This window comes from Pseudolysobacter antarcticus, assembly GCF_004168365.1.
GTDB classification, from domain to species: Bacteria; Pseudomonadota; Gammaproteobacteria; order Xanthomonadales; family Rhodanobacteraceae; genus Pseudolysobacter; species Pseudolysobacter antarcticus.
Genome location: NZ_CP035704.1, coordinates 837567 through 857117, shown reverse-complemented (window position 1 = coordinate 857117; position 19551 = coordinate 837567). Strand labels below are relative to the sequence as shown.

The following is a 19551-nucleotide window of genomic DNA, read 5'->3' as shown; positions in this document are numbered from 1 at the left end:
TCATGCGTAACTCAATCGGTATTTTTCTGATGTCCGCCGGCCTCGCGGGCAACGCTGTCGCCGCGGTAACGGCCGTGGCGCCACCAGCCGCGGCAGCGCTCACTCACTACACTCTCGGTGGTGATGGCGGCTGGGATTATCTGACGGTGGATGCAGCCAGCCACCGCCTGTTCATCAGCCGCAGCGATCGTGTGCTGGTGATGGATACGCGTGACGGAAAACTGCTCGGCACGATCGCCGACACCGCGGGCGTGCATGGCATCGCACTCGCACCTGAACTCGGGCGTGGTTACACCAGCAATGGCCGCGCCGACAGCGTCACCGAGTTCGATCTGACTACGCTCAAACCAACGCGCACGATTGCAGTCAGCGGCCACAATCCCGATGCGATCCTGTTCGATGCGGCGAGCCAACGCGTATTCACTTTCAACGGCCGCAGCAAGGACATCAGCGTGATCGATGCGCACACGGCAAAAGTCGTCGCGACCATTCCGGTCAGTGGCAAACCCGAGTTCGCTGCTGCCGATGGCAAGGGACGTATTTTCGTCAATATCGAAGACACCGCCGAGCTCACCGCGATCGATTCCAAAACTGCGAAAGTGACAAGCACCTGGAAATTGCCGGACTGCGAAGAACCGTCCGGCCTCGCGTTCGATATCCAGCAGCAGCGGCTGTTTTCGGTCTGCCAGAACGGCCACATGATCGTCACCGATGCGTTATCCGGCAAACACGTCGCGACCGTGCCGATTGGCAAAGGCCCGGACGCCGCCGCGTTCGACATTGAACGCAAACTCGTGCTGAGTTCCAACGGCGAAGACGGCACCGTGACCATCATCCAGCAGACCGATCGTGATCACTACAAAGTGCTGACCAACATTCCGACGCAAAAGAGCGCACGCACGATGGCGCTGGATCAAACCACACATCGCATTTATCTCGCTGCTGCGGAGTTCGGCCCAACACCGCCGGCCACGCCAACTCAGGCACATCCGCGCGCACCCGTGTTACCGGACAGCTTCAAGATCCTCGTGCTGCAGCAGTAGTGATGCCGACCAGCCCGTGATTGCGTAGGATCACGGGCTGGTTCGCTGCCGATTCGCTGATGACCGTGCACACGGCGATCGCGCTGCATCTTTTGGTGGAGTTGCCCGCCCAACGCGGCTCCAGCGGAGTCATGACACGCATCGACGCCTGTCTCGACAACTCCCCACTACGCAGACGCACCGCACTCCAGCAGCGCCGCATCTGTAAAGTTATGCAAAGCCTCATCGGCGGATTCGCATATACATCCAGAGATGGATAGATTACGACGAGTTAAGCCTCACTCGGTACCTTGCCGCGTGATGCCGAATCAAGGGCACGGTGGGTATTCACCCAACCCGTGCCAACCGCCACGACTGGGACAGTGGCAACAACAATCATATGCTGGGGCCAACATGCGTAAAATTTCTGCTGCCGTCTTTGCGACGTGCATCGCTTCGGTAACTGCGTTCGCGTTTTTTCATTCGTCTTTGCAGAACTGGTGGCACGACCACGAGAGTTTGATCGACGATGGGGACGGCGATGGCGACACGCCGCCGGATCCCGATTTCTGGATCACGCGCAACACCTATCCTACCGGAAAGTTTGATCCGACTTGGGCGGCTCAGGCGGCGGTCGAAGAACGCGCGATGACTGCCGCGATTCCTGCCGGTGTCAAAACCTACAACAAGGCACTCGTGCCCAATTCACCGCTGACGCTGCTGCCGGGCCATTTCGTGCCGCTCGGTCCGATGCCGGAAAACAATACCCAGAATACCTACGGCAGCGTGTCGGGGCGCGCCAACGTGATCGTAGTCGACCCGGTCGATCCGACCATCGCCTACATGGGCTCGGATGGCGGCGGTATCTGGAAGACCACCACGTGCTGCTCGCTCACTGCTCCTCCGGCCAACACAACGTCGTGGCAGGTTGTCACGGACGTGCCGGAAGTGACCGGCCTGTCGATCTCGGACATCACGATCGATCCGCATGATCACAACACGATCTACGCGGGCACCGGCGACCTGAACTTCGGCTCGTTCTCGTTCGGCGCGGTCGGTGTGCTCAAGAGTTCCGACCAGGGCCAAAGCTGGCGCGTGCTCGGCACCGACAAGTTCAGCCCGTATTACGCCGGTATCAGCGGCGTGTTCCCGCAGTACCAAGCGATCGGCAAGGTCATCGTCGATCCGAACAATGCGAACAACGTGATCGCCGGCACCAAGACCAGCGTGTACTTCTCGTACGACGCCGGCGAGAACTGGACCGGCCCGTGCTACACCAATGCCTACGCAACCGGCGGCACGCCGCAGCGTCAGGACGTGACCGGACTTCAGGCTGTCAACAATGGCGACGGCACCACGCGCCTGTATGTCGCGATCGGCACGCGCGGTTCGGCCACACCGGTGCAGTCGGATCTGGATCAGAATGGCTCGAACGGCGTGTACCGACTGAGTGCGATCCCAAGTGGCGGCTGTCCGGCGACCGGCGACTGGGCCCTGCTCAACAGCGGTTGGCCGGCCGGTACAGGCAATGGCGTGCCCCAACTCAACTTCGGCCGCATCGAACTGGCCATATCGCCGGATCAGCCGAACACGATGTACGCCATGCTCCAGTCACTGCAGACATCACCGAGCACCAAATACCAGGTACTCGGCGTGTGGCGCTCGGACAACGCAGGCGACACGTGGGTACAGAAGGCTTCGAACAACGGGACGACCAGCGGCTCGACGAACAATATCCTCGGTTGCGAATCTAGCTCGTTTGGCGGCGGTGGCCAGATGTGGTACGACGCCAGGCTGACCGTGCAGCCGGGCAATCCCGAAATCACTTTCCTCACCGGCTACGACTTGTATCGCTCCACCAACGGCGGCTCGAACTATTCCGACGTCACCTGCGGCTGGGGCACCAAACCCACCGGCACGCTTGATCACGTGCATGTCGATCAACATGCGTTGGCCTTCTTCCCCGGCAATCCGGACAAGATGCTGATCGGTACGGACGGTGGCGTGTTCTATACCGAAAACGCCACTTCCACAGCGCCGCTGCCGAGCTTCCGCCAACTCAACACCACGATCAACAGCATCGAGTTCTACTTCGGCGATATCACCGCGAACTTCGCCAACTCGGCGACGCCGGCGATCGGCGCAGGCGCGCAGGACAACGGCTGCTCGGCGACCAAGTTCACCGGCACGCCGACCGGTCCGGTGCAATGGACCTCGAACTGTTCCGGCGACGGCACGATGAACAAGATCGAGCCGATCAACAACGTGTGGTTCAACTCCAGCCAGTACGGTTCGCTGGCGCGCAGCCTGACCTACGGCAACGCGAATCCGCTCAGCGGCTCGTTCTCAACGGCGTCGGCCAACACCGGCGGCACTTGGGGCGGCACCGGCGATCTGTCGGCCTCGATCTTCGCGATGTCCTACGACATCTACAAATGGGGCGTGCTGGATGCGCCCGGCAGCGGCTGCACCACGGCCGGTGGTTGCAACCACATGCTCGCGGGCACGAACCGTCTGTGGGAAACCACCGATCTGGCAAACTCGAGCGCCACGACCATGCGTGCATCGTGGAAGGCACGCACGCCGAACCTGACGAAGCAGAACCTGATCATCGGCGCCGATAACCGTTCGTACATCAACTACGTGGCGTATTCGTTCTCCGACCCGACGGTCGCCGCGGTCGGCACCAACGACGGCAATGTGCAGATTGTGTTCGGCCTCGGTACTGCGGCAACGGCAAACTGCCCGGCGACACTGCCGGCAACGGATCCGAACTGCGCGACCGCGGTCAACGTCACCGACAACAACAACGTGCTGCCGAACCGCCCGATCTTCGGCGTGCGTTTCGATCCGCAAAATGCGCTGGTGGCGTATGCCGCCGTCGGTGGTTTCAACCAGAACACGCCGGGGCAGCCGGGCCACGTGTTCCAGGTCACCTGCTCGGCCTACAACTGCCCGAGCTTCACGTGGAAGGACAAGACCGGCAACCTGCCGAATGTCCCGGTCGAGCAGATCATGCCGAACCCGAACCTGCCGCAACAAGTGTTCGCCGGTACCGACTGGGGCCTGTACTACACCGATGACATCACGGTCAATTCGCCAGTGTGGTACGCGTTCGAAGGATTCCCGCGCGCCATGGTCTGGGAACTCGTAGTTGATCGCGGCTTCACCACGCTCGCGGCATTCACCCGCTCACGTGGCGCATGGGCATGGCCGTTGCCGAACGCCGCCGTTGGTACGCCGGTAGCGGATCTGTCGGTGACCAATTCCGGCCCCGCTAACTCGACTGTCGGCAGCAACGTTTCTTATGTCGTCACGATCACCAACAACGGACCGGATACGGCACAGAACGTGGTGCTCAACAACCCGACGCCTGCTGGCCTCACGCTGATATCGGTCAACGGCGATTGTGCGATTTTGCCCTGCAATTTTGCCGGTATCGGCAATGGCGTGAGCAAGACGACCACGATCACCTACACCATCCCGGCGGCCTACAGCGGCAGCAATCCGATCGTCGATAGCGCAAGCGTATCCAGCGACTCCAGCGATCTGGTGCCAGCCAACAACACGGCCAGCGTCAACACCACGCTGCCCGGCACCGGTGCGGATGTGCAGCTCACGATCAGTGCACCAGCGACGGCACCGCCAGGCAAGGCCATCACCTACACCTACACCGTGACCAACAATGGCCCGGCCGCGGCGACAGCCGTACAACTCGCCGACACCTTGCCACCCGGCCTGACCTTCGCCAGCAACAGCGGCGATTGCACCAGCGCGTTCCCGTGCACGTTCGGCACACTCGCGCCGAGCCAGAGCAAGACCGTGACCACAACGGTATGTGTGCCGAAGAACTACAGCGGCAGCAATCCGATCGCGTTCAGCGGTGTAGCATCGGCAACCAGTAGCGATCCAGTCACGAGCAACAACTCCGCGAACACGACGACAGCGCTGATTACCGACGTCATCTTCCTCGACGACTTCGAAAGCTGCCCATGAGTCACGCCACCACGGTTGTCGATGCTCGGCAACCGTGGTGATTGAGTAGCAACATCGAGAAATAAAACGGCAATGACCACCACGTGGCATTGCCGTTTTTCATTTCGACTTGTTGAAATGTTTCGCGCCTAGTGTCGATCGCGAGCGTCGCGCCTTTTGGTTACCGCATCCCACTGCGCTCAACCGCCATCGAGCCCGTCGGTGAAGATGGTGTCCTCGTACGCGCCCAGATCGACCTTGCCGCTTTGTGGATGCAGATTGCCGTCGAGATCGTCGTAAGTGACTAGTTCGGTGCTCACCCCCAGCAAAGGGGAGATGCCAATGAGATGAAAATCACCGCCGCTGGCATTGAGGAATTTCGGGTTGACCTTGACGAAGTTGCCGTATGTCGCCGCTGGCGCATTTCCACCCAACGTCCCATAGGCGTTGAATACCACATTAGCGCTGCTGTTCCCCAGATAAAGCCCAACACTATTGTTGTTCCAGAAGATGTTGTTGAGGATATCCACGACCGCGCCGCCACCGAAGTACAACCCGCCCACGGTAGCGCTGGTCGTCGAAGCAAAGTTTTGCGTGACCGTGTTGTTATAGACAAGGCTGGGTAGGCCAAATCCGGTCAGATAGGCGCCGCCGTAGTTGGCGTCGGTGCTGTTGTCAGCGATCAGGTTGCTGATGACGCTCAGTCGACTGTCACCCGATGCATACAGACCTCCTGCATCGACGCTGGAGTGATTGTTGCGAATGATGTTCTTGCGAATGAGTACGCTGGCGTTGACCGTGACCAGATAGTTCACCTGCAGCCCGGCGCCAGGCTCAGCGCTCTCGCCGTTTTGCAAAGTCAGTTGCTGCACAATGACATTGCCGTGGCTGTTGCGAATCGTCAGCACACCGGTATTGCCGCCGCCGTCGAGCGTGGTCGGTGGCGTCTGCGAGGTGCCTGTACTGCAACCTGCGGCATAACCCCCGACGATCTTGATGGCGTGCGTCGAGTTGGGCGAGTAGTAGAAAAACGGTGCGTTGCCGGTGGCAGCGCCGGTATGGTATGTGCCGCCGACCATGTAAATATCGTTGTCTTCGCCGTTGTACACACCACCATTCGAAGACTGGGTTAGCGCATCTTGAAACTGCTGCGCTGTGGCCACGCAAAAAGGGTGCGCGTGAGACCAGCCGCTAACGGCGAAAAGGCTGGCTGCAAGGATCACTCGCAGGCCATTGGGCAGGTATGAACAAATGGGCGTGGATTGCATGGGGTCTCCGCTCGGGCGATTGCCTTTCCAGGCTTGTCTGCCTTGGTAATACGCAAACTGCGCCAAAAAGACGGCGTGACCCTCGCCCGCCATCTCCGCAGCGATGACGATTGCGGCTTTTCTGGAAAAACTGCAGGTCGCTTGCGACAAGCACGCGCTCGATATCCATGCCGATGTGCTGATGACCAATCATGTGCATCTGCTGATCACCGCGCATATGACTCTGTGCTCAACCGCCATCGAAGCCATACTTGAAAATGGTTTCGTTATACCCACCCGCGTCGCTCTTGCCATATGCCGGCGACGAGTTACCTTCCGAGTCGACTATGGGGAATTGCGCGTCGACCGGCATCGCGCCGAGCAGTGGCGAGTCCGCAGTCAGGTGGAAATCGCCACTGGCTGCATCCACAAAGCCTGGATTCACCGAAACATTGCCGACGGCGCTAATCGGATCGAATCCAGCGGACGTTCCCACGTCGTTGTAATCAAGCTGCACGTTCGAGGTGGCGAGGTGAATCCCGGAGTTCGTATTGCCCCAGAAGATGTTGTAAAACACATATCCAACATTGGAATCGTAAAGGTAGAGGCCGCCGCTGCCGTCCGCGGTTGTTGTTGTATTGTTGCTCACCGTATTACGCACGACGTCGCCGATGGTTGAGACTAATTCGCCCGCACCGTAGCCTGAATCTGCGCTGTTGTTGATGATCAAATTGCCCCACAGGTACAAGCTGCTCGTGCCGGATGAGGCGTTAATGCCACCGGCCAAGTTGGTCGTGTGGTTATTGCGAATGATGTTGCCTTGCACGGATACCGCGCTGTTGTCGCCAAGGGCGTCATTGATAGCCAGGCCCGCGCCACTTTTGTTTGTCTCGCCGTTCTGGATCGTGAAAGAAATCACGGCCACTTCGTTGGCTACCTGGCGCAGATACAACACACGGGTCGCGTGGTTACCATCGAGTATGGTCAATGCGGCTTTTTGTGTTTTGCTGCCGCATCCGGCGGTCCAACCACCCCACAGCGTAAAGGAACCCGAGCCTGACAAATTAAGGTAATGAAACGGCCCGTTACCCGTAGCGGCGCCGGTCTTGTAGGTGCCCTTGACGACTCTGACCTGATTGTCCTCGCCTGCATACATGCCACCGTCGGAGGAGTCGTTCATTGCGTTTTGCAATCCCGCGGCGGTAGTAACGCAAAAGGTATGCGCCTGAATACCGGGGCTGGTGGCGAGCAGCGCGGTAGCGAACACGGCAAACGCCGCAATTTTGCACACGTGGTTCGAGAGAATGGTTTTCATGCGAGCTCCTAATCGATGTTTGCTGAATCGTCAGTACGTATTTGCGCAAAGAATGCAGGGACGACCATCGTCGTCTTCGCTCAACCACCATCAAATCCGTCGATGAATATGGTTTCTTCATAAGCGCCGATGTCCACCTTGCCGTGTGCGGGATATGGATTGCCGTCAAGATCGAAATTGCCTTCGATCAGATCGCTCGCCGCCAGCAAGGACGAGTTCCCGGCCAGGCGATAATTGCCGTTGGCCGCGTCGACGAATTTGGGCGCAACCGACACATCACCGGTGGTCGCGAAGGGCGCTACACCGGCCAGCGTGCCGATGTCGTTATAGGCCAGCGATATGCGGCCGGCGTCCAGATCCAAACCGGCATTGCTGTTGTTCCAGAAAATATTGTTGAGGACCGAGCCGACCCCGGTGCTGCTGCACGTCAAGCCGCCGGTTTTACCGGCCATCGTCACGGTATTGCCGGTCACGGTATTGGCGTAGACGCCCATTTGACCGCCGTTGCCTACCACCGCACCGGCGCCATAACCGTTATCCGCGTGATTGTTGGCAATCAGATTGCCTTGCACGTGAAGCAACGCGGTACCGCCGGACGCCACGAATAAACCGCCGAACAGGCCATTCGTGGAAATGTTGTTTTGGATGATGTTGTTGAACACGCTGGCGCCGCTGTTGTCGCCGATATGCCTGTTGATGCTCAGGCCGGCAGGATCACCGCCGGTCTGGCCATTCTGGATAGTCAGTTGCGAAACGCCGACAGTGCCGATGGCGCTATCGATTTCGAGAACGGGTTGCGCATGGTTGCCGTCGAGCACGCTGAGCGTAGGATCGAAACTGGCGATCGGATTCGGACACGCACCGCGGTAGCCACCGAAAATGTAGAATGTCTGATTCATCGTCGATGAATAGTGGAACGCGGTGTTTTGGGTGGCCGCACCCGTTTTGTACAGCCCTTTTACGACGAGTATCGTGTTCGAGGCGTAAATCCCGCTGTAGATTCCGCCATCGGAGATACTATCGAGCGCGGTTTGCAGTTGTGTCGCATTGGTGACGCACAAGGTAATCGCGAATGCCGGTGTTGCGGCAACGGCAACGGCAACGGCAACGGCAACGGCAACGGCAACGGCAAGAAACAGCGTAGCCTTCACATAGCGAACAACTACATCGAAGTAAGTTGCTGGTTTTATCGAGTAACGCATGAGTGTCTCCGCAGGATGGTCATTGCCGTGCAAACTTGTCTACCCTGCTAAAACGCAAACTGCGCCAAAAAGACGGCGACAACCTCGCCAGCCGTCTCGGCAGCGGCCTGAACTGATAAGATCAAACGTCCACGCGGAGGTACAGGCATGACCGGCGAATCGGCGATTACCGAGTTGCTCAATGCAGCCAATTCCGGCGATATCGCCGCGCAGGATGTGGTCTACACCACGCTGTACGACGAATTGAAACGCTGTGCGCAGCGCCTGAAACATACGGCGCCCGGCTCATCGCTGACGTCCACCGCGTTGGTGCACGAACTGTTCCTGCGGTTGAACCAGCGCTGCGTCGTGAAAATCCAGAATCGCGCGCATTTTTTTGCGCTGGCAGCGCGCGCCATGCGCCAGATCATCGTCGACCACGCGCGTCGGCATCGCAGTATCAAGCGTGGCGGCGGCGCCGAATTCACCGATGCCGAAAAAGGCTTGAACATGGGTGCTGACAGCGCCGAACAGGCACTCGAGCTCGACGCCGCGCTGACCCGACTTGCCAGCCGCGACGCCGACCTCGCGCGCGTTGTCGAATGGCATTTTTTCGCCGGCCTGAGCTTCAAGGAAATTGGCGTTGCGCTGGGTCGGCACGAACGCACCGTGCAGCACGACTGGACACTTGCGCGTGCCTTGCTGCAGGAATCGATGCTGGCAGCACCGGGAGGTTGAGCGTGGACGAACAATGGCAGCGCGTCAGGATATTGTTCCATGAGGCGCTCGAACAACCCGAGGCCGAACGCGATGTTTGGCTGCAGCGTGAATGCGCGCACGATCCGCCACTGCTTTCGCGATTGCGCGAGTTACTCGATATGCCGCTCGCGACATCCAGCGTGCTAGCCGATCGCGCGACCGCACTGCTCGGCCGACTACTGCCGGAAGCGACCGAGGCCGAGAGTGCCATCGGCGATCGTGTCGGCGTATATCGTCTGTTGCGTCTGCTCGGTGTGGGCGGCATGGGGCGGGTGTATCTCGCCGAACGCGCCGACGGCGAATTCCGGCATCAGGTCGCGCTGAAATTCCTACGCAGCGAATTTTCCACGCCCGAGCTGCGTCAGCGATTTTTGCGCGAACGCGAAACCCTCGCGCGGCTTACGCATCCGAACATTGCGCAGTTGCACGATGGTGGCGTCGGCGCCGATGGCACGCCGTATTTCACACTCGAATTCATCGCGGGCGAGCCGATCACGCGCTGGTGCGACGAACACGCCATCGATGTGCGCGGACGCATTCGCTTGATTGTGAAAGTGTGCGAGGCGGTCGACTATGCGCATCGCAATCTGGTCGTGCATCGTGATCTGAAACCGTCCAATATCCTCGTGACGAATGCAGGCGAACCAAAGCTGCTCGACTTCGGCATTGCCAAACTGCTCGAACAGGACGCCGCCGCCGACGCGCTGACCGGCACGCAAAACCGATTGATGACGCCCGAATTTGCGGCTCCAGAACAAGTACTCGGCGAGCCGATTACCACCGCCACGGATGTCTATGCGCTGGGTGTACTTATATACTTTTTACTTTGTGGACATATGCCTTACCGGCGCGTCGCAGCAGGCAGCTCCGGACTGATCAAGGCCATCCTGGAAGAAAATCCCGAACCTCTGAGCCGCGCCATCGAGCGCACGTCGCCCGCCGAACCGGCAAGCGGCAACGACCAAGATGCACCGCCGCAATTCGGCACTGATGCTAGCGCTCAGGCGATCGCGGCCGCGCGCGGTGTATCGCCGCAAGCGCTCAAACGGGTATTGCGCGGCGATATCGAGCGCATCATTCAGCGCGCGCTGTCGAAGACACCGGATACGCGTTATCCGACGGCAAGCGCCTTGGCCGAAGATCTGCGCGCGTGGCTTGACGGTCGCGCGATCAGCGGCGGTAGCCGGCGTTATCGGCTGCGCAAGTTTGTGCGACGTTACTGGTTGCCGCTGGCCGCCGCAGCGACCATCCTGCTGGTGCTCGTCGGCAGTGGTGCGGTAGTGGTTTGGCAGGCGCGCCAGACCGAACACGAGGCGCGCACCACGCTCGCGGTAAAAGATTTTCTATTTGGCCTGTTTACCGCGGTGGATCCACGCGAAGCCAAAGGCAGAGAGGTCAGCGCCCACGAATTGCTCGATCGCGGCGCCGAGCGCATCGGCCGCAATCGCAATCTGGATCAAATGCAGAAAGCCGAGATCGGGGCAACACTGGGGCGCATTTATTACCAGCTCGGTTTGTATGATCAGGCCGACAAGTTACAGGCGGATGCGATCAAGGTATTGGCAACGAATGACGCACAGACGTCCTTGTTCGCGCAAGCGCAAGTCGAACGCGCCGATACGCTAGCGGGTTTGGGCGATTTGAAATCCGCCGCGACGCTTGCCGATGACGCGAGAACCCGAGTCGACGCACTGCCGAACGCATCCATCGTCGATCTTGCCCGCGTCTTGCGTACCCAGGCGCGTATTGCCAGTGATCAGCGCGACTTCGCCGCGCTTAAACGTTATGCCGATGCCGTACTTGCGCTGGTGCGGAATGCCGAGGTCGACCCCCGCTTGTTATACGACGCCCTACTGGACGCTGGCGCGGCTAGCTGGGGTTTGTCCAAACCCGAGGAAGCGGAATCCTACTTTCGCGAAGCGCTCGCCGTCGCTTCGCGTGACGCCGGTCCCGACGATCTGGACGTAGCCAATGCGCGCGCCAATCTCGGCATGGCGCTGCAGGGCCAGTCGCGGTTCGCCGAAGCCAGGCAGATGAAACAACAGGCGCTGACGACTGATGAAAAGATGCTCGGCCCCGATCATCCTGTGACGCTGTCAGTGCGTCGCGATCTGGGTCTGGCCTATTTTCATCTCGGGCTTTATCCGCAGGCACGTGCGGCACTGGAACAAACGCTCGCCGCGCAGCGGCGCAAACTGGGCGACGAACATCCCACATTGGCGGGCACCGAGATCAATCTCGGACTCGTTCTGATCGATAGCGGCGACCTGGTCGAGGCAGATCGCATCCTGACCGAGGCACTGGACATTTTTCAAAAAAAATACGGGCGCGACTATCAAGGGACACAGATCGTTCTTGGCAATCTCGGCCTCATGCACATGTTGCAGGGCAATCTGGAACGCGCCGAGAACGAATTGGCGGAAGTGATGGATAAGGAAAACAAGCCCGGTCTTGCAGCGCACGATGGCTTCATCACCTTTTATCGTCTTGGCGAAGTGAAGCGCCGGCGTGGCGATACTAAGGCAGCTATCGAACTGGAATCCGACGCGCTGGCGGCGGCGCAAAAAATTCACGGTGAAAATTCGCGCTACACGGCAATGGCCCACCACTTACTGGCACTCGCGTTACGCGATCAAGGCGATACGGCCGGCGCGGAGCGCGAACTGCACGCGGCACTCGCCTCTTACGCCGGCTACATTCCGCAGGCCGAACACCCGCTGGCCGCGACCAGCCGTTACGAGCTGGGATTGTTGTTGATCCAGCGCGATGCCGACCGCCCCGAAGGCATCCGCCTGCTGACCGAGGCAACCGCCCTGCGCGAGAAATTTCTCGGCCCGGATGAACCGCGTACGAAGCAGGCGCGCGACGCTCTGAGCAAAGCGCAAAACCTCAAGAAGCATTGAAGACGGATGGCTGGATTCCATCAGTAAAAATTATGCTGAATCCTTCGCTTTCGCGACGCTCGCTGCAGAACCATATGTTCCGTTCTGGGATTGCCATATTCATCCGCATCTCACCACGCGACTATTCGTCTGGCTGAAATGCATACAGCGATTTGCGTGGCGCACCGCTGATCGCGGCAGCAAGTTTTGCTGCCTGGCTCGGCGGCAGCTCGGTACGCAGCACCGCGAACACGCGTCGGCCTTCGGCGAGTCGGCCGTCGACGCCCTCCTCTTCCGCGCCGCCGATGATCAGCACAAATTCGCCGCGCTGCTGGTTGGCATCGGCATCGAGTTTCGCCATCAAATCCGCGAGAGTGGCGTCGAGTACGGTTTCGAATAGTTTGGTCAGTTCACGCGCGAGCACGGCCGGGCGTTGTTCGCCGAACACGCTTGCCATGTCGGCCAGCGATTCGCGCACACGGTGACTGGATTCGTAAAAAATCAGCGTGCGGGTTTCGCCGCCGAGTTCGCGCAGGCGCTGGATGCGTGCGCTCGATTTCGCCGGCAGAAAACCTTCGAACACAAATCGATCGCTCGGTAATCCTGCTACCGATAATGCCGCGATCGCCGCACACGCACCCGGCACCGGCCGCACCGTGATGCCCGCGGCGCGCGCGGAGCGCACGAGGCGAAATCCTGGATCGGAAATCAGCGGCGTGCCGGCATCCGAAATCAGTGCGATATTCTTGCCCGCGAGCAGATCGGCGACGAGTTTTTCGCACTGCTCGCGCTCGTTGTGTTCGTGCAACGCGATACTGCGCGTCGCGATGTTGTAGCGCGCGAGCAAGGCATGGCTGTGGCGCGTATCTTCGGCGGCAATCAAATCGACCTCGGCCAGGATTTTCTGCGCACGCGGCGACAAATCATCGAGATTGCCGATCGGCGTGGCGACCACCCAAAGCGTGCCAATGGATTGCATGATGCGGTTTCCTGTAATGCGCGAACGCGCGCGAATTGCGTGCCCGACAGTTTACAACCTGCCGCAGCTCGATACGGCCAGACGCTTTTTCACCGATGTACGCTGCGACATTTTGGATCGGCATGAATCCAATCCGCTATCATCTGCGAACCTGCAATCCGGATGGATCACCATGACTTTATCGCCGCTAGTTTCGCCGCGCCGCTGGCCGACCCTGTTGTTGTGCATTTTGCTGGCCGGTTGCGGCAGCATCGGCACACGCGGCGACGACAGTGCCGAGGCGCAACACGCCGAACAACTGCAGCGCAAGGGCGATTTCCATGCGGCGGCGCAAGCGTGGCTCGATCTGGGCGATGCGGCGTTCGCCGATCGCGCGTATTACCACTTGCGCGCCGCCGAAGCGCTGCGTCAGGAAGGCGATCTCGAAGCCGCGGCGCGTGCGCTTGAAGACGTCAAACGGCGCAAGCTCGCCGACGATCAGATCATCCGCTACGACCTGCTCGAAGCCGAGATCGCGCTGAGCCGCAAGGATGCCCATCGCGCGGTGGAATTGCTCGGCAGCAGCGACAACGGCCTGCCGATGCCGTTGCGCCTGCGCCTGCTCGAACTGCGCGCGCGCGCGCAAGCCGCGAATGCGGATCCGATCGGCAGCGCGCGCACGCGCCTGCAACTCGATCGCTGGCTGAGCGATGGCGACCGCGAACAGAATCGCACACAGATCGTTGAAACTTTGGCCAAGGCGCCCGTAGAGGTCTTGCAGCGCCAAGCGCAGGCGTTGACCGGCAACGACCCGCTGCTGCCGTGGATCGAACGCGCGCTGCGCAAGAACGGCCAAGCCTTGCCGCAGGAAATTCCGAACCCGGCGCTACCGATCGGCACGCTGACGCCGGATCAGAACAATCGCATGACGCGCGAAGGTTACAAGCCGGTGCATCTGGTCGCGTTGTTGTTACCCACCGATGGTCCGCTGCGTTCGGTCGCGCAATCGATCCGCGATGGTTTTTTCGCAGCGTATTTTGCCGATGCGCCCGAGCAGCGTCCGGAAATCCGCAGCTACGATGCCGGGCTGACGCCGCAGGATTCCGTCGCCGCGTACCAGCGCGCGGTGAACGACGGCGCCGAGCGCGTGGCTGGGCCATTGTCGAAAGAAGCGGTCGCTGAATTATTTCGCCAAGGTAATTTGCGTGTGCCGGTGCTCGCACTAAACCATCCCGACAGCGGTGAAAATCCGCCATCCGGCAGCGTCGAATTCGGCTTGCTGCCGGACGCGGAAGGCGCGCAAGTGGCGGAACACATGATCGCGCGCGGCATCACTCGCGCTGCCATTTTTGCCGCGACCGACGAATGGGCCGAGCGTGCAGCGCTGGCGTTCCGTGCGCAATTCGAGCAACGCGGCGGGCGTATCCTCGGCGAAGCAAGAGTGCGTGATGCCGACGTCAATTACAGCAGTCCGATCAAGCAGGCGCTGGCGGATTTTTCGACAGCCAAAACCGTGCCTGCGACCACAGCAAACGATATCGACACACCGACCGTGCCGGCAGATGGGATTTTCATCGCGATGCGGCCACAACAGGCGCGTTTGCTGCTGCCGCAGGTCAAGATCGCGGGTTACAAAATGCCGGTGTTCGCGACTTCGCATGTGTATGCCGGCAGCGCCACGCAAGGGCTCGACCGCGATCTCGACGGCGTGCAGTTTTGCGATGCGCCGTGGCTGTTCGATATCGCCGCCGGCGTGCCTTTGCGCAGCGAGCTTGCACGCAATCTGCCAACCGCGCGCGGCGTGAGCGCACGCCTGTTTGCGCTAGGACTCGATGCCTACAATCTCATGCCGTATCTGGATTCTCTGCGCGGCCATCAGGAAAGTTACCAGCCCGGCGCAACCGGCCAGCTTTCGATCGACGCGTATGGCCGCGTGCAGCGCCTGCTGATCTGGGCGCAATTCGAAAACGGCAACGCGCGCGCGATCAACGGTGAATTGACCCTGAGCAGCGCACCGTAGCGCGATCGCTTCGATGCGCGCCACCGGCGATATCTGGGAAGACATCGTGCTGGCGTATTTGCAGCGTGCGAAACTGCAATTGCTGACACGCAATTACTCCAGCCGCTTCGGTGAAATCGACCTCATCATGCGCGATACGGACACGCTGGTTTTTGTCGAAGTACGTTATCGCGACCGCGCCGCGCTCGGTGATGGCGCGGCCTCGGTCGGCGCCGGCAAACGCATAAAATTGATTCGCACCGCGTCGCTGTATTTGCAGGCGCAGCCGCAGTTCGCGCAACAGCCGTGCCGGTTCGACGTGGTGTCGTGCAGTGGCACCCCACAGCAACCAAACATCGATTGGCAACGCAGCGCGTTTGATGCGTTTGCTTGAGCGCATAATTGCCGCATGAATCTCAGCGCCGACTTCCTCGCACAATTGCGCGGCCTGTTTCCAGCCGACGCCTTGCTGACCGAAACGTCCGATTGCTACGCCTACGGCTACGACAATTCGCGCGGCCAAGTCACGCCGGATGCGGTGGTATTTGCGCAGACGCACGAGCAGATATTGGCGTTGGTGCGGCTGTGTCGCGAGACGCGGGTGCCGCTGACCGCGCGCGGTCGCGGCACCAACACGACCGGCGCAACCGTGCCGATTTCAGGTGGCGTGGTGCTGTCGTTCGAACGCATGAATCGCATCCTGCGCATTGATGTCGATAACCGTTATGCGGTGGTCGAAGCCGGCGTGTTGAATGGCGACCTGCAAACCGCACTCGCGTCGCTGGGATTTTTCTGGCCGCCCGATCCGACCAGCGCACCGTTTTGCAGCATCGGCGGAAACCTGGCGTGCAACTCAGCCGGGCCGCGCGCGGTGAAATACGGCAGTCCGCGCGAAAACACGCTGGGCCTGCGCGCGATCACTGGCGCCGGAGAAGAATTTCGCTGTGGCGTTTACACCAGCAAAGGAGCCACTGGTTACGACCTTACGCGGCTGCTGATCGGTTCGGAAGGCACGCTCGCGATCATTACCGAAGCCACACTCAAACTCACGCCGCTGGCCGCGGCCAAGCGCACCATGCGCGCCACCTACGACAGTATCGAATCAGCGGCCGCCGCGGTGGCGCGCATCATGGCGCACCCGGTGACGCCATGCGCACTGGAATTTCTCGACGGTGAAGCGCTGCGTCTCGCGCGATCGCACGCGGGCGATGCGATTCCGCAAGCCGCGGCGATGTTGCTGATCGAAGTCGACGGCCAGCCGCTGGCATTGCCGGAAGCGGTCGAAGCGGTGTCGCGCGCCGCGCGTGGTGAGGGTTTGATCGAACTGATCATCGCCGAAACAGCGGCGCAAGTCGCCGTGTTGTGGTCGGCTCGCAAGGCACTGTCGCCGGCGCTGCGCAAGATCGCGCCGAAGAAGATCAACGAAGATGTGGTCGTGCCCGTTTCGCGCTTGCCCGAACTGATCGCCGGGCTGCGTACAATTTCCACAAAGTATCAAATTCCCATTGTGAACTTTGGCCACGCCGGCAACGGCAATATGCATGTGAACCTGTTGTATCAGCCGGAAAATCCGCAGCAAGCGGCGAATGCGCCCGACTGCCTGAGTGCGGTGTTCGCACTCGTGCTCGAACTCGACGGCACGCTGTCCGGCGAGCACGGCATCGGTTTGGCGAAACGCGATTTCCTGCCGCTGGCGCTCGATCCGGTCACGCTGCAATTGATGCGTCGGATCAAGGCACAATTCGATCCTGACGGCATTCTCAATCCGGGCAAACTGCTGCCGTCGGAATAAGCGCGCCGTATCATTTATTTCAACCAGTGTGCGGCCAATTGCAACACGATCAAAGCATATATTCCGGCAAGCACGTCATCGAACATCACGCCGAATCCGCCCTTGATGCGATGATCCGCCAGAGACACTGGCCACGGCTTGAGCACGTCGAAAAAGCGGAATAAAACGAAACCGGCGACGATCCAGCGCCAGTCGTGCGATGCGGCGATCAGCGCGATCCATTGGCCGACAAATTCATCCCAGACGATCACGCCGGGATCGTCGAGCTGCAATCGGCGCACGATCTTTTCGCTGGCCCAGACGCCGAGCGCAAACGCCAGTACGACGACCAGCAGATACAGCGGCAGCAGCAATTCGCGCAGAAAAAAATACGGCAACAGCGCCGCCAGCGAGCCCGCCGTGCCGGGCGCGAGCGGACTCAGACCCGAGCCGAATCCGCTCGCGATCCAGCCGGCCGGATCCGACATCAAGTGACGACGTTGCGCGGCATCGAGTGCCATCAGGCGAAGTGCTCCCAGCCACGCAGCGGCATTTCGATCTGTGCGCCGGAATCATCGGTCAGCATAATTTCACGGCCCACCACGATCTGGCCGATACGTGTCGCCGCACATCCGCTCTGCGCTAGATCCCACAACAACGCCGGTGCGCGATCCGGTTGGACGCTGAAGCACAACTCGTAATCGTCGCCACCGGCGAGTTGCAGGCGTTGCCGAGTTGGCGCATCGGCGTATTCGCCGAACGCTTCTGACATCGGCAGATCGTCCACACACACCTCTGCGCCAACGCCGCTGCGTGCGCAAATGTGGCCGAGATCGGCGAGCAGGCCATCGGAAATATCGATCGCCGCGCTCGCAACTTCGCGCAGCAACAGGCCAGCAGCGATGCGTGGCGCGGGACGATTCAGACGCCCGATCAATTCGTCTGCGCCATCCTCGCACGCCAGCACACAAGCCAATCCGGCTGCGGCATCGCCGAGGGTGCCGGTCACACAAATCCAGTCGCCGGCTTTGGCGCCGGCGCGCGTGACCGCCGCGCCGGCAGGTACAAAACCGAACACGGTGATGGTGATGCTGAGCGGGCCGCGCGTGGTATCGCCGCCGACCAGGGCGAGCTGATGTTCGCGTGCGAGCGCGGCGAAGCCGTCGGCGAACTTTTCGACCCACGGCGCATCGGCGCTCGGCAAGGTCAGCGCCAGAGTCGCCCACGCCGGATTCGCACCCATCGCCGCGAGATCGCTGAGATTGACTGCGAGCGCTTTCCAGCCGATATCGAACGGCGCGGTCTGCAGCGGAAAATGCACGCCCGCGACCAGCGTATCGGTGCTGACCACGAGCTCGTGACCGATCGGAACCGCCAGCACCGCGCCGTCGTCGCCGATGCCCAGGCGGACATCATCGCGCGCGACAGCACAACGTTCGCGAATCGTTTCGATCAGGGAAAATTCGGCCATGGCAACGGCCTCAGTATCAGCGCGGTGCGCTGCGTTCCTGCGCGCGCCAAGCAGCGGCGGCTTTGTCGAGCACACCGTTGATGTAGGTGTGGCCGTGTTCGGCGCCGAAGCGTTTCGAGACTTCGATCGCCTCGTTGATCACGACACGATACGGCACGTCGATGCGATACAACAATTCGTAGCCGGCGATGCGTAGGATCGCGCGTTCGATTGGATCGACGGCGGAAACTTCGCGATCCAGATACGGCGCATATTTTGCGTCGATCTCGGCAGTGTGTTTTTCCACGCCGAGCAGCAGGTCTTCGAAATAGGCGAGATCGGCGATCTCCATTTCCTGTTCCTGGCTGAACTGCGCGATCACCGATTTCATCGAATTGCCACTGAGCTGCCACGCATAAACCGCCTGCAGCGCACGGCGCCGCGAGCGACTGCGTGCGGCGAGGTCGATCCCATCCTTGCGCGGTGCGGCCATCAGAGTTTTTTCCACAAATTGACCATCTCTAGCGCGGCCATCGCTGCATCCGCGCCTTTGTTCCCGGCCTTGGTGCCGGCACGCTCGATCGCCTGCTCGATGTTTTCGGTGGTCAGCACGCCGAACGCGAGCGGCACCCCATATGTATGTGCGGCCTGCGCCAAGCCTTTCGCCGCCTCGCCCGCCACGTAATCGAAATGCGGCGTGGCGCCGCGGATCACACAGCCGAGCGCGATGATCGCCGAATATTTGCCGCCCTTCGCGACCTGCCCCGCCACCTGCGACAACTCCCAAGCGCCGGGCACGCGGATCAGGTCAATATCGTCGTCCTTCACGCCATGCCGCAGCAGTGCATCGCGCGCGCCAGCAACGAGCGGCTCGACGATAAAACCGTTGAAACGCGCGGCAATGATCGCGAAGCGACCGGATGGGGTAATGAGTGTGCCTTCGATGATTTGCATGGGGATCGCTTTGAAAACGTCGGGGGATTATCGCAGCT

The 19551-nt window shown here is 60.6% G+C and carries 15 protein-coding genes; 7 read left to right on the top strand and 8 right to left on the bottom strand.

Annotated elements, in window-relative coordinates:
- Positions 1 to 2 precede the first annotated feature (2 nt).
- Both ELE36_RS03675 and ELE36_RS03670 read left to right on the top strand, forming a co-directional pair.
- Positions 3 to 1043 (top strand): YncE family protein, encoded by a 1041-nt coding sequence (locus tag ELE36_RS03675; RefSeq protein ID WP_129831808.1) that lies wholly within the window; start codon positions 3 to 5, stop codon positions 1041 to 1043.
- Between the two features lie 393 nt (positions 1044 to 1436).
- A complete protein-coding gene (locus tag ELE36_RS03670) occupies positions 1437 to 5018 on the top strand; it encodes a DUF11 domain-containing protein (protein ID WP_165371463.1) in 3582 nt (1193 codons plus the stop codon).
- 179 nt (positions 5019 to 5197) lie between these two features.
- Here the strand turns inward: ELE36_RS03670 and ELE36_RS03665 are convergent, their stop codons facing one another.
- The 3 genes from ELE36_RS03665 to ELE36_RS03655 all read right to left on the bottom strand — a co-directional run bounded on the left by ELE36_RS03665 (position 5198) and on the right by ELE36_RS03655 (position 8761).
- Positions 5198 to 6160, bottom strand: coding sequence for a right-handed parallel beta-helix repeat-containing protein (locus tag ELE36_RS03665; RefSeq protein WP_165371462.1), 963 nt, complete (start codon positions 6158 to 6160; stop codon positions 5198 to 5200).
- Between the two features lie 334 nt (positions 6161 to 6494).
- On the bottom strand, positions 6495 to 7559 hold the full coding sequence (locus tag ELE36_RS03660) for a right-handed parallel beta-helix repeat-containing protein (protein WP_129831805.1): 1065 nt from the start codon (positions 7557 to 7559) through the stop codon (positions 6495 to 6497).
- An 80-nt stretch (positions 7560 to 7639) separates the two neighbouring features.
- Positions 7640 to 8761, bottom strand: a complete 1122-nt coding sequence (locus ELE36_RS03655) for a hypothetical protein (RefSeq protein WP_129831804.1) — start codon at positions 8759 to 8761, stop codon at positions 7640 to 7642.
- 147 nt (positions 8762 to 8908) lie between these two features.
- Between ELE36_RS03655 and ELE36_RS03650 the strand changes: the two genes are divergently transcribed.
- Both ELE36_RS03650 and ELE36_RS03645 read left to right on the top strand, forming a co-directional pair.
- Entirely contained in the window at positions 8909 to 9478 is a 570-nt protein-coding gene (locus tag ELE36_RS03650) for an ECF-type sigma factor (protein WP_129831803.1), read from the top strand.
- A 2-nt stretch (positions 9479 to 9480) separates the two neighbouring features.
- Positions 9481 to 12402, top strand: a complete 2922-nt coding sequence (locus tag ELE36_RS03645; protein WP_165371461.1) for a serine/threonine-protein kinase — start codon at positions 9481 to 9483, stop codon at positions 12400 to 12402.
- Between the two features lie 121 nt (positions 12403 to 12523).
- On the opposite strand, the gene rsmI is transcribed toward ELE36_RS03645, so the two are convergent.
- Positions 12524 to 13360 (bottom strand): 16S rRNA (cytidine(1402)-2'-O)-methyltransferase, encoded by an 837-nt coding sequence (gene rsmI / locus ELE36_RS03640; protein ID WP_129831801.1) that lies wholly within the window; start codon positions 13358 to 13360, stop codon positions 12524 to 12526.
- Positions 13361 to 13532: 172 nt separating this feature from the next.
- Between rsmI and ELE36_RS03635 the strand changes: the two genes are divergently transcribed.
- Genes ELE36_RS03635 through ELE36_RS03625 form a run of 3 tightly spaced genes read left to right on the top strand, consistent with a single transcriptional unit; the run spans position 13533 to position 17130 of the window.
- Positions 13533 to 15359 (top strand): penicillin-binding protein activator, encoded by a 1827-nt coding sequence (locus tag ELE36_RS03635; protein ID WP_165371460.1) that lies wholly within the window; start codon positions 13533 to 13535, stop codon positions 15357 to 15359.
- A 13-nt stretch (positions 15360 to 15372) separates the two neighbouring features.
- A complete protein-coding gene (locus tag ELE36_RS03630) occupies positions 15373 to 15732 on the top strand; it encodes a YraN family protein (protein WP_129831799.1) in 360 nt (119 codons plus the stop codon).
- Between the two features lie 15 nt (positions 15733 to 15747).
- Positions 15748 to 17130: an FAD-binding oxidoreductase gene (locus ELE36_RS03625; protein ID WP_129831798.1), complete on the top strand. Its 1383-nt coding sequence runs from the start codon at positions 15748 to 15750 to the stop codon at positions 17128 to 17130.
- Between the two features lie 14 nt (positions 17131 to 17144).
- Here the strand turns inward: ELE36_RS03625 and ELE36_RS03620 are convergent, their stop codons facing one another.
- From ELE36_RS03620 to ribH, 4 genes are read right to left on the bottom strand one after another with little or no spacing between them, the layout of a single operon-like run.
- Entirely contained in the window at positions 17145 to 17630 is a 486-nt protein-coding gene (locus ELE36_RS03620) for a phosphatidylglycerophosphatase A family protein (RefSeq protein ID WP_129831797.1), read from the bottom strand.
- Positions 17630 to 18580, bottom strand: coding sequence for a thiamine-phosphate kinase (thiL, locus tag ELE36_RS03615; RefSeq protein WP_129831796.1), 951 nt, complete (start codon positions 18578 to 18580; stop codon positions 17630 to 17632). Before thiL ends, ELE36_RS03620 begins: the two co-directional genes overlap by 1 nt.
- Before the next feature lie 16 nt (positions 18581 to 18596).
- Positions 18597 to 19052: a transcription antitermination factor NusB gene (gene nusB, locus ELE36_RS03610; protein ID WP_129831795.1), complete on the bottom strand. Its 456-nt coding sequence runs from the start codon at positions 19050 to 19052 to the stop codon at positions 18597 to 18599.
- A complete protein-coding gene (gene ribH, locus ELE36_RS03605) occupies positions 19052 to 19513 on the bottom strand; it encodes a 6,7-dimethyl-8-ribityllumazine synthase (protein WP_129831794.1) in 462 nt (153 codons plus the stop codon). Before ribH ends, nusB begins: the two co-directional genes overlap by 1 nt.
- Positions 19514 to 19551 lie beyond the last annotated feature (38 nt).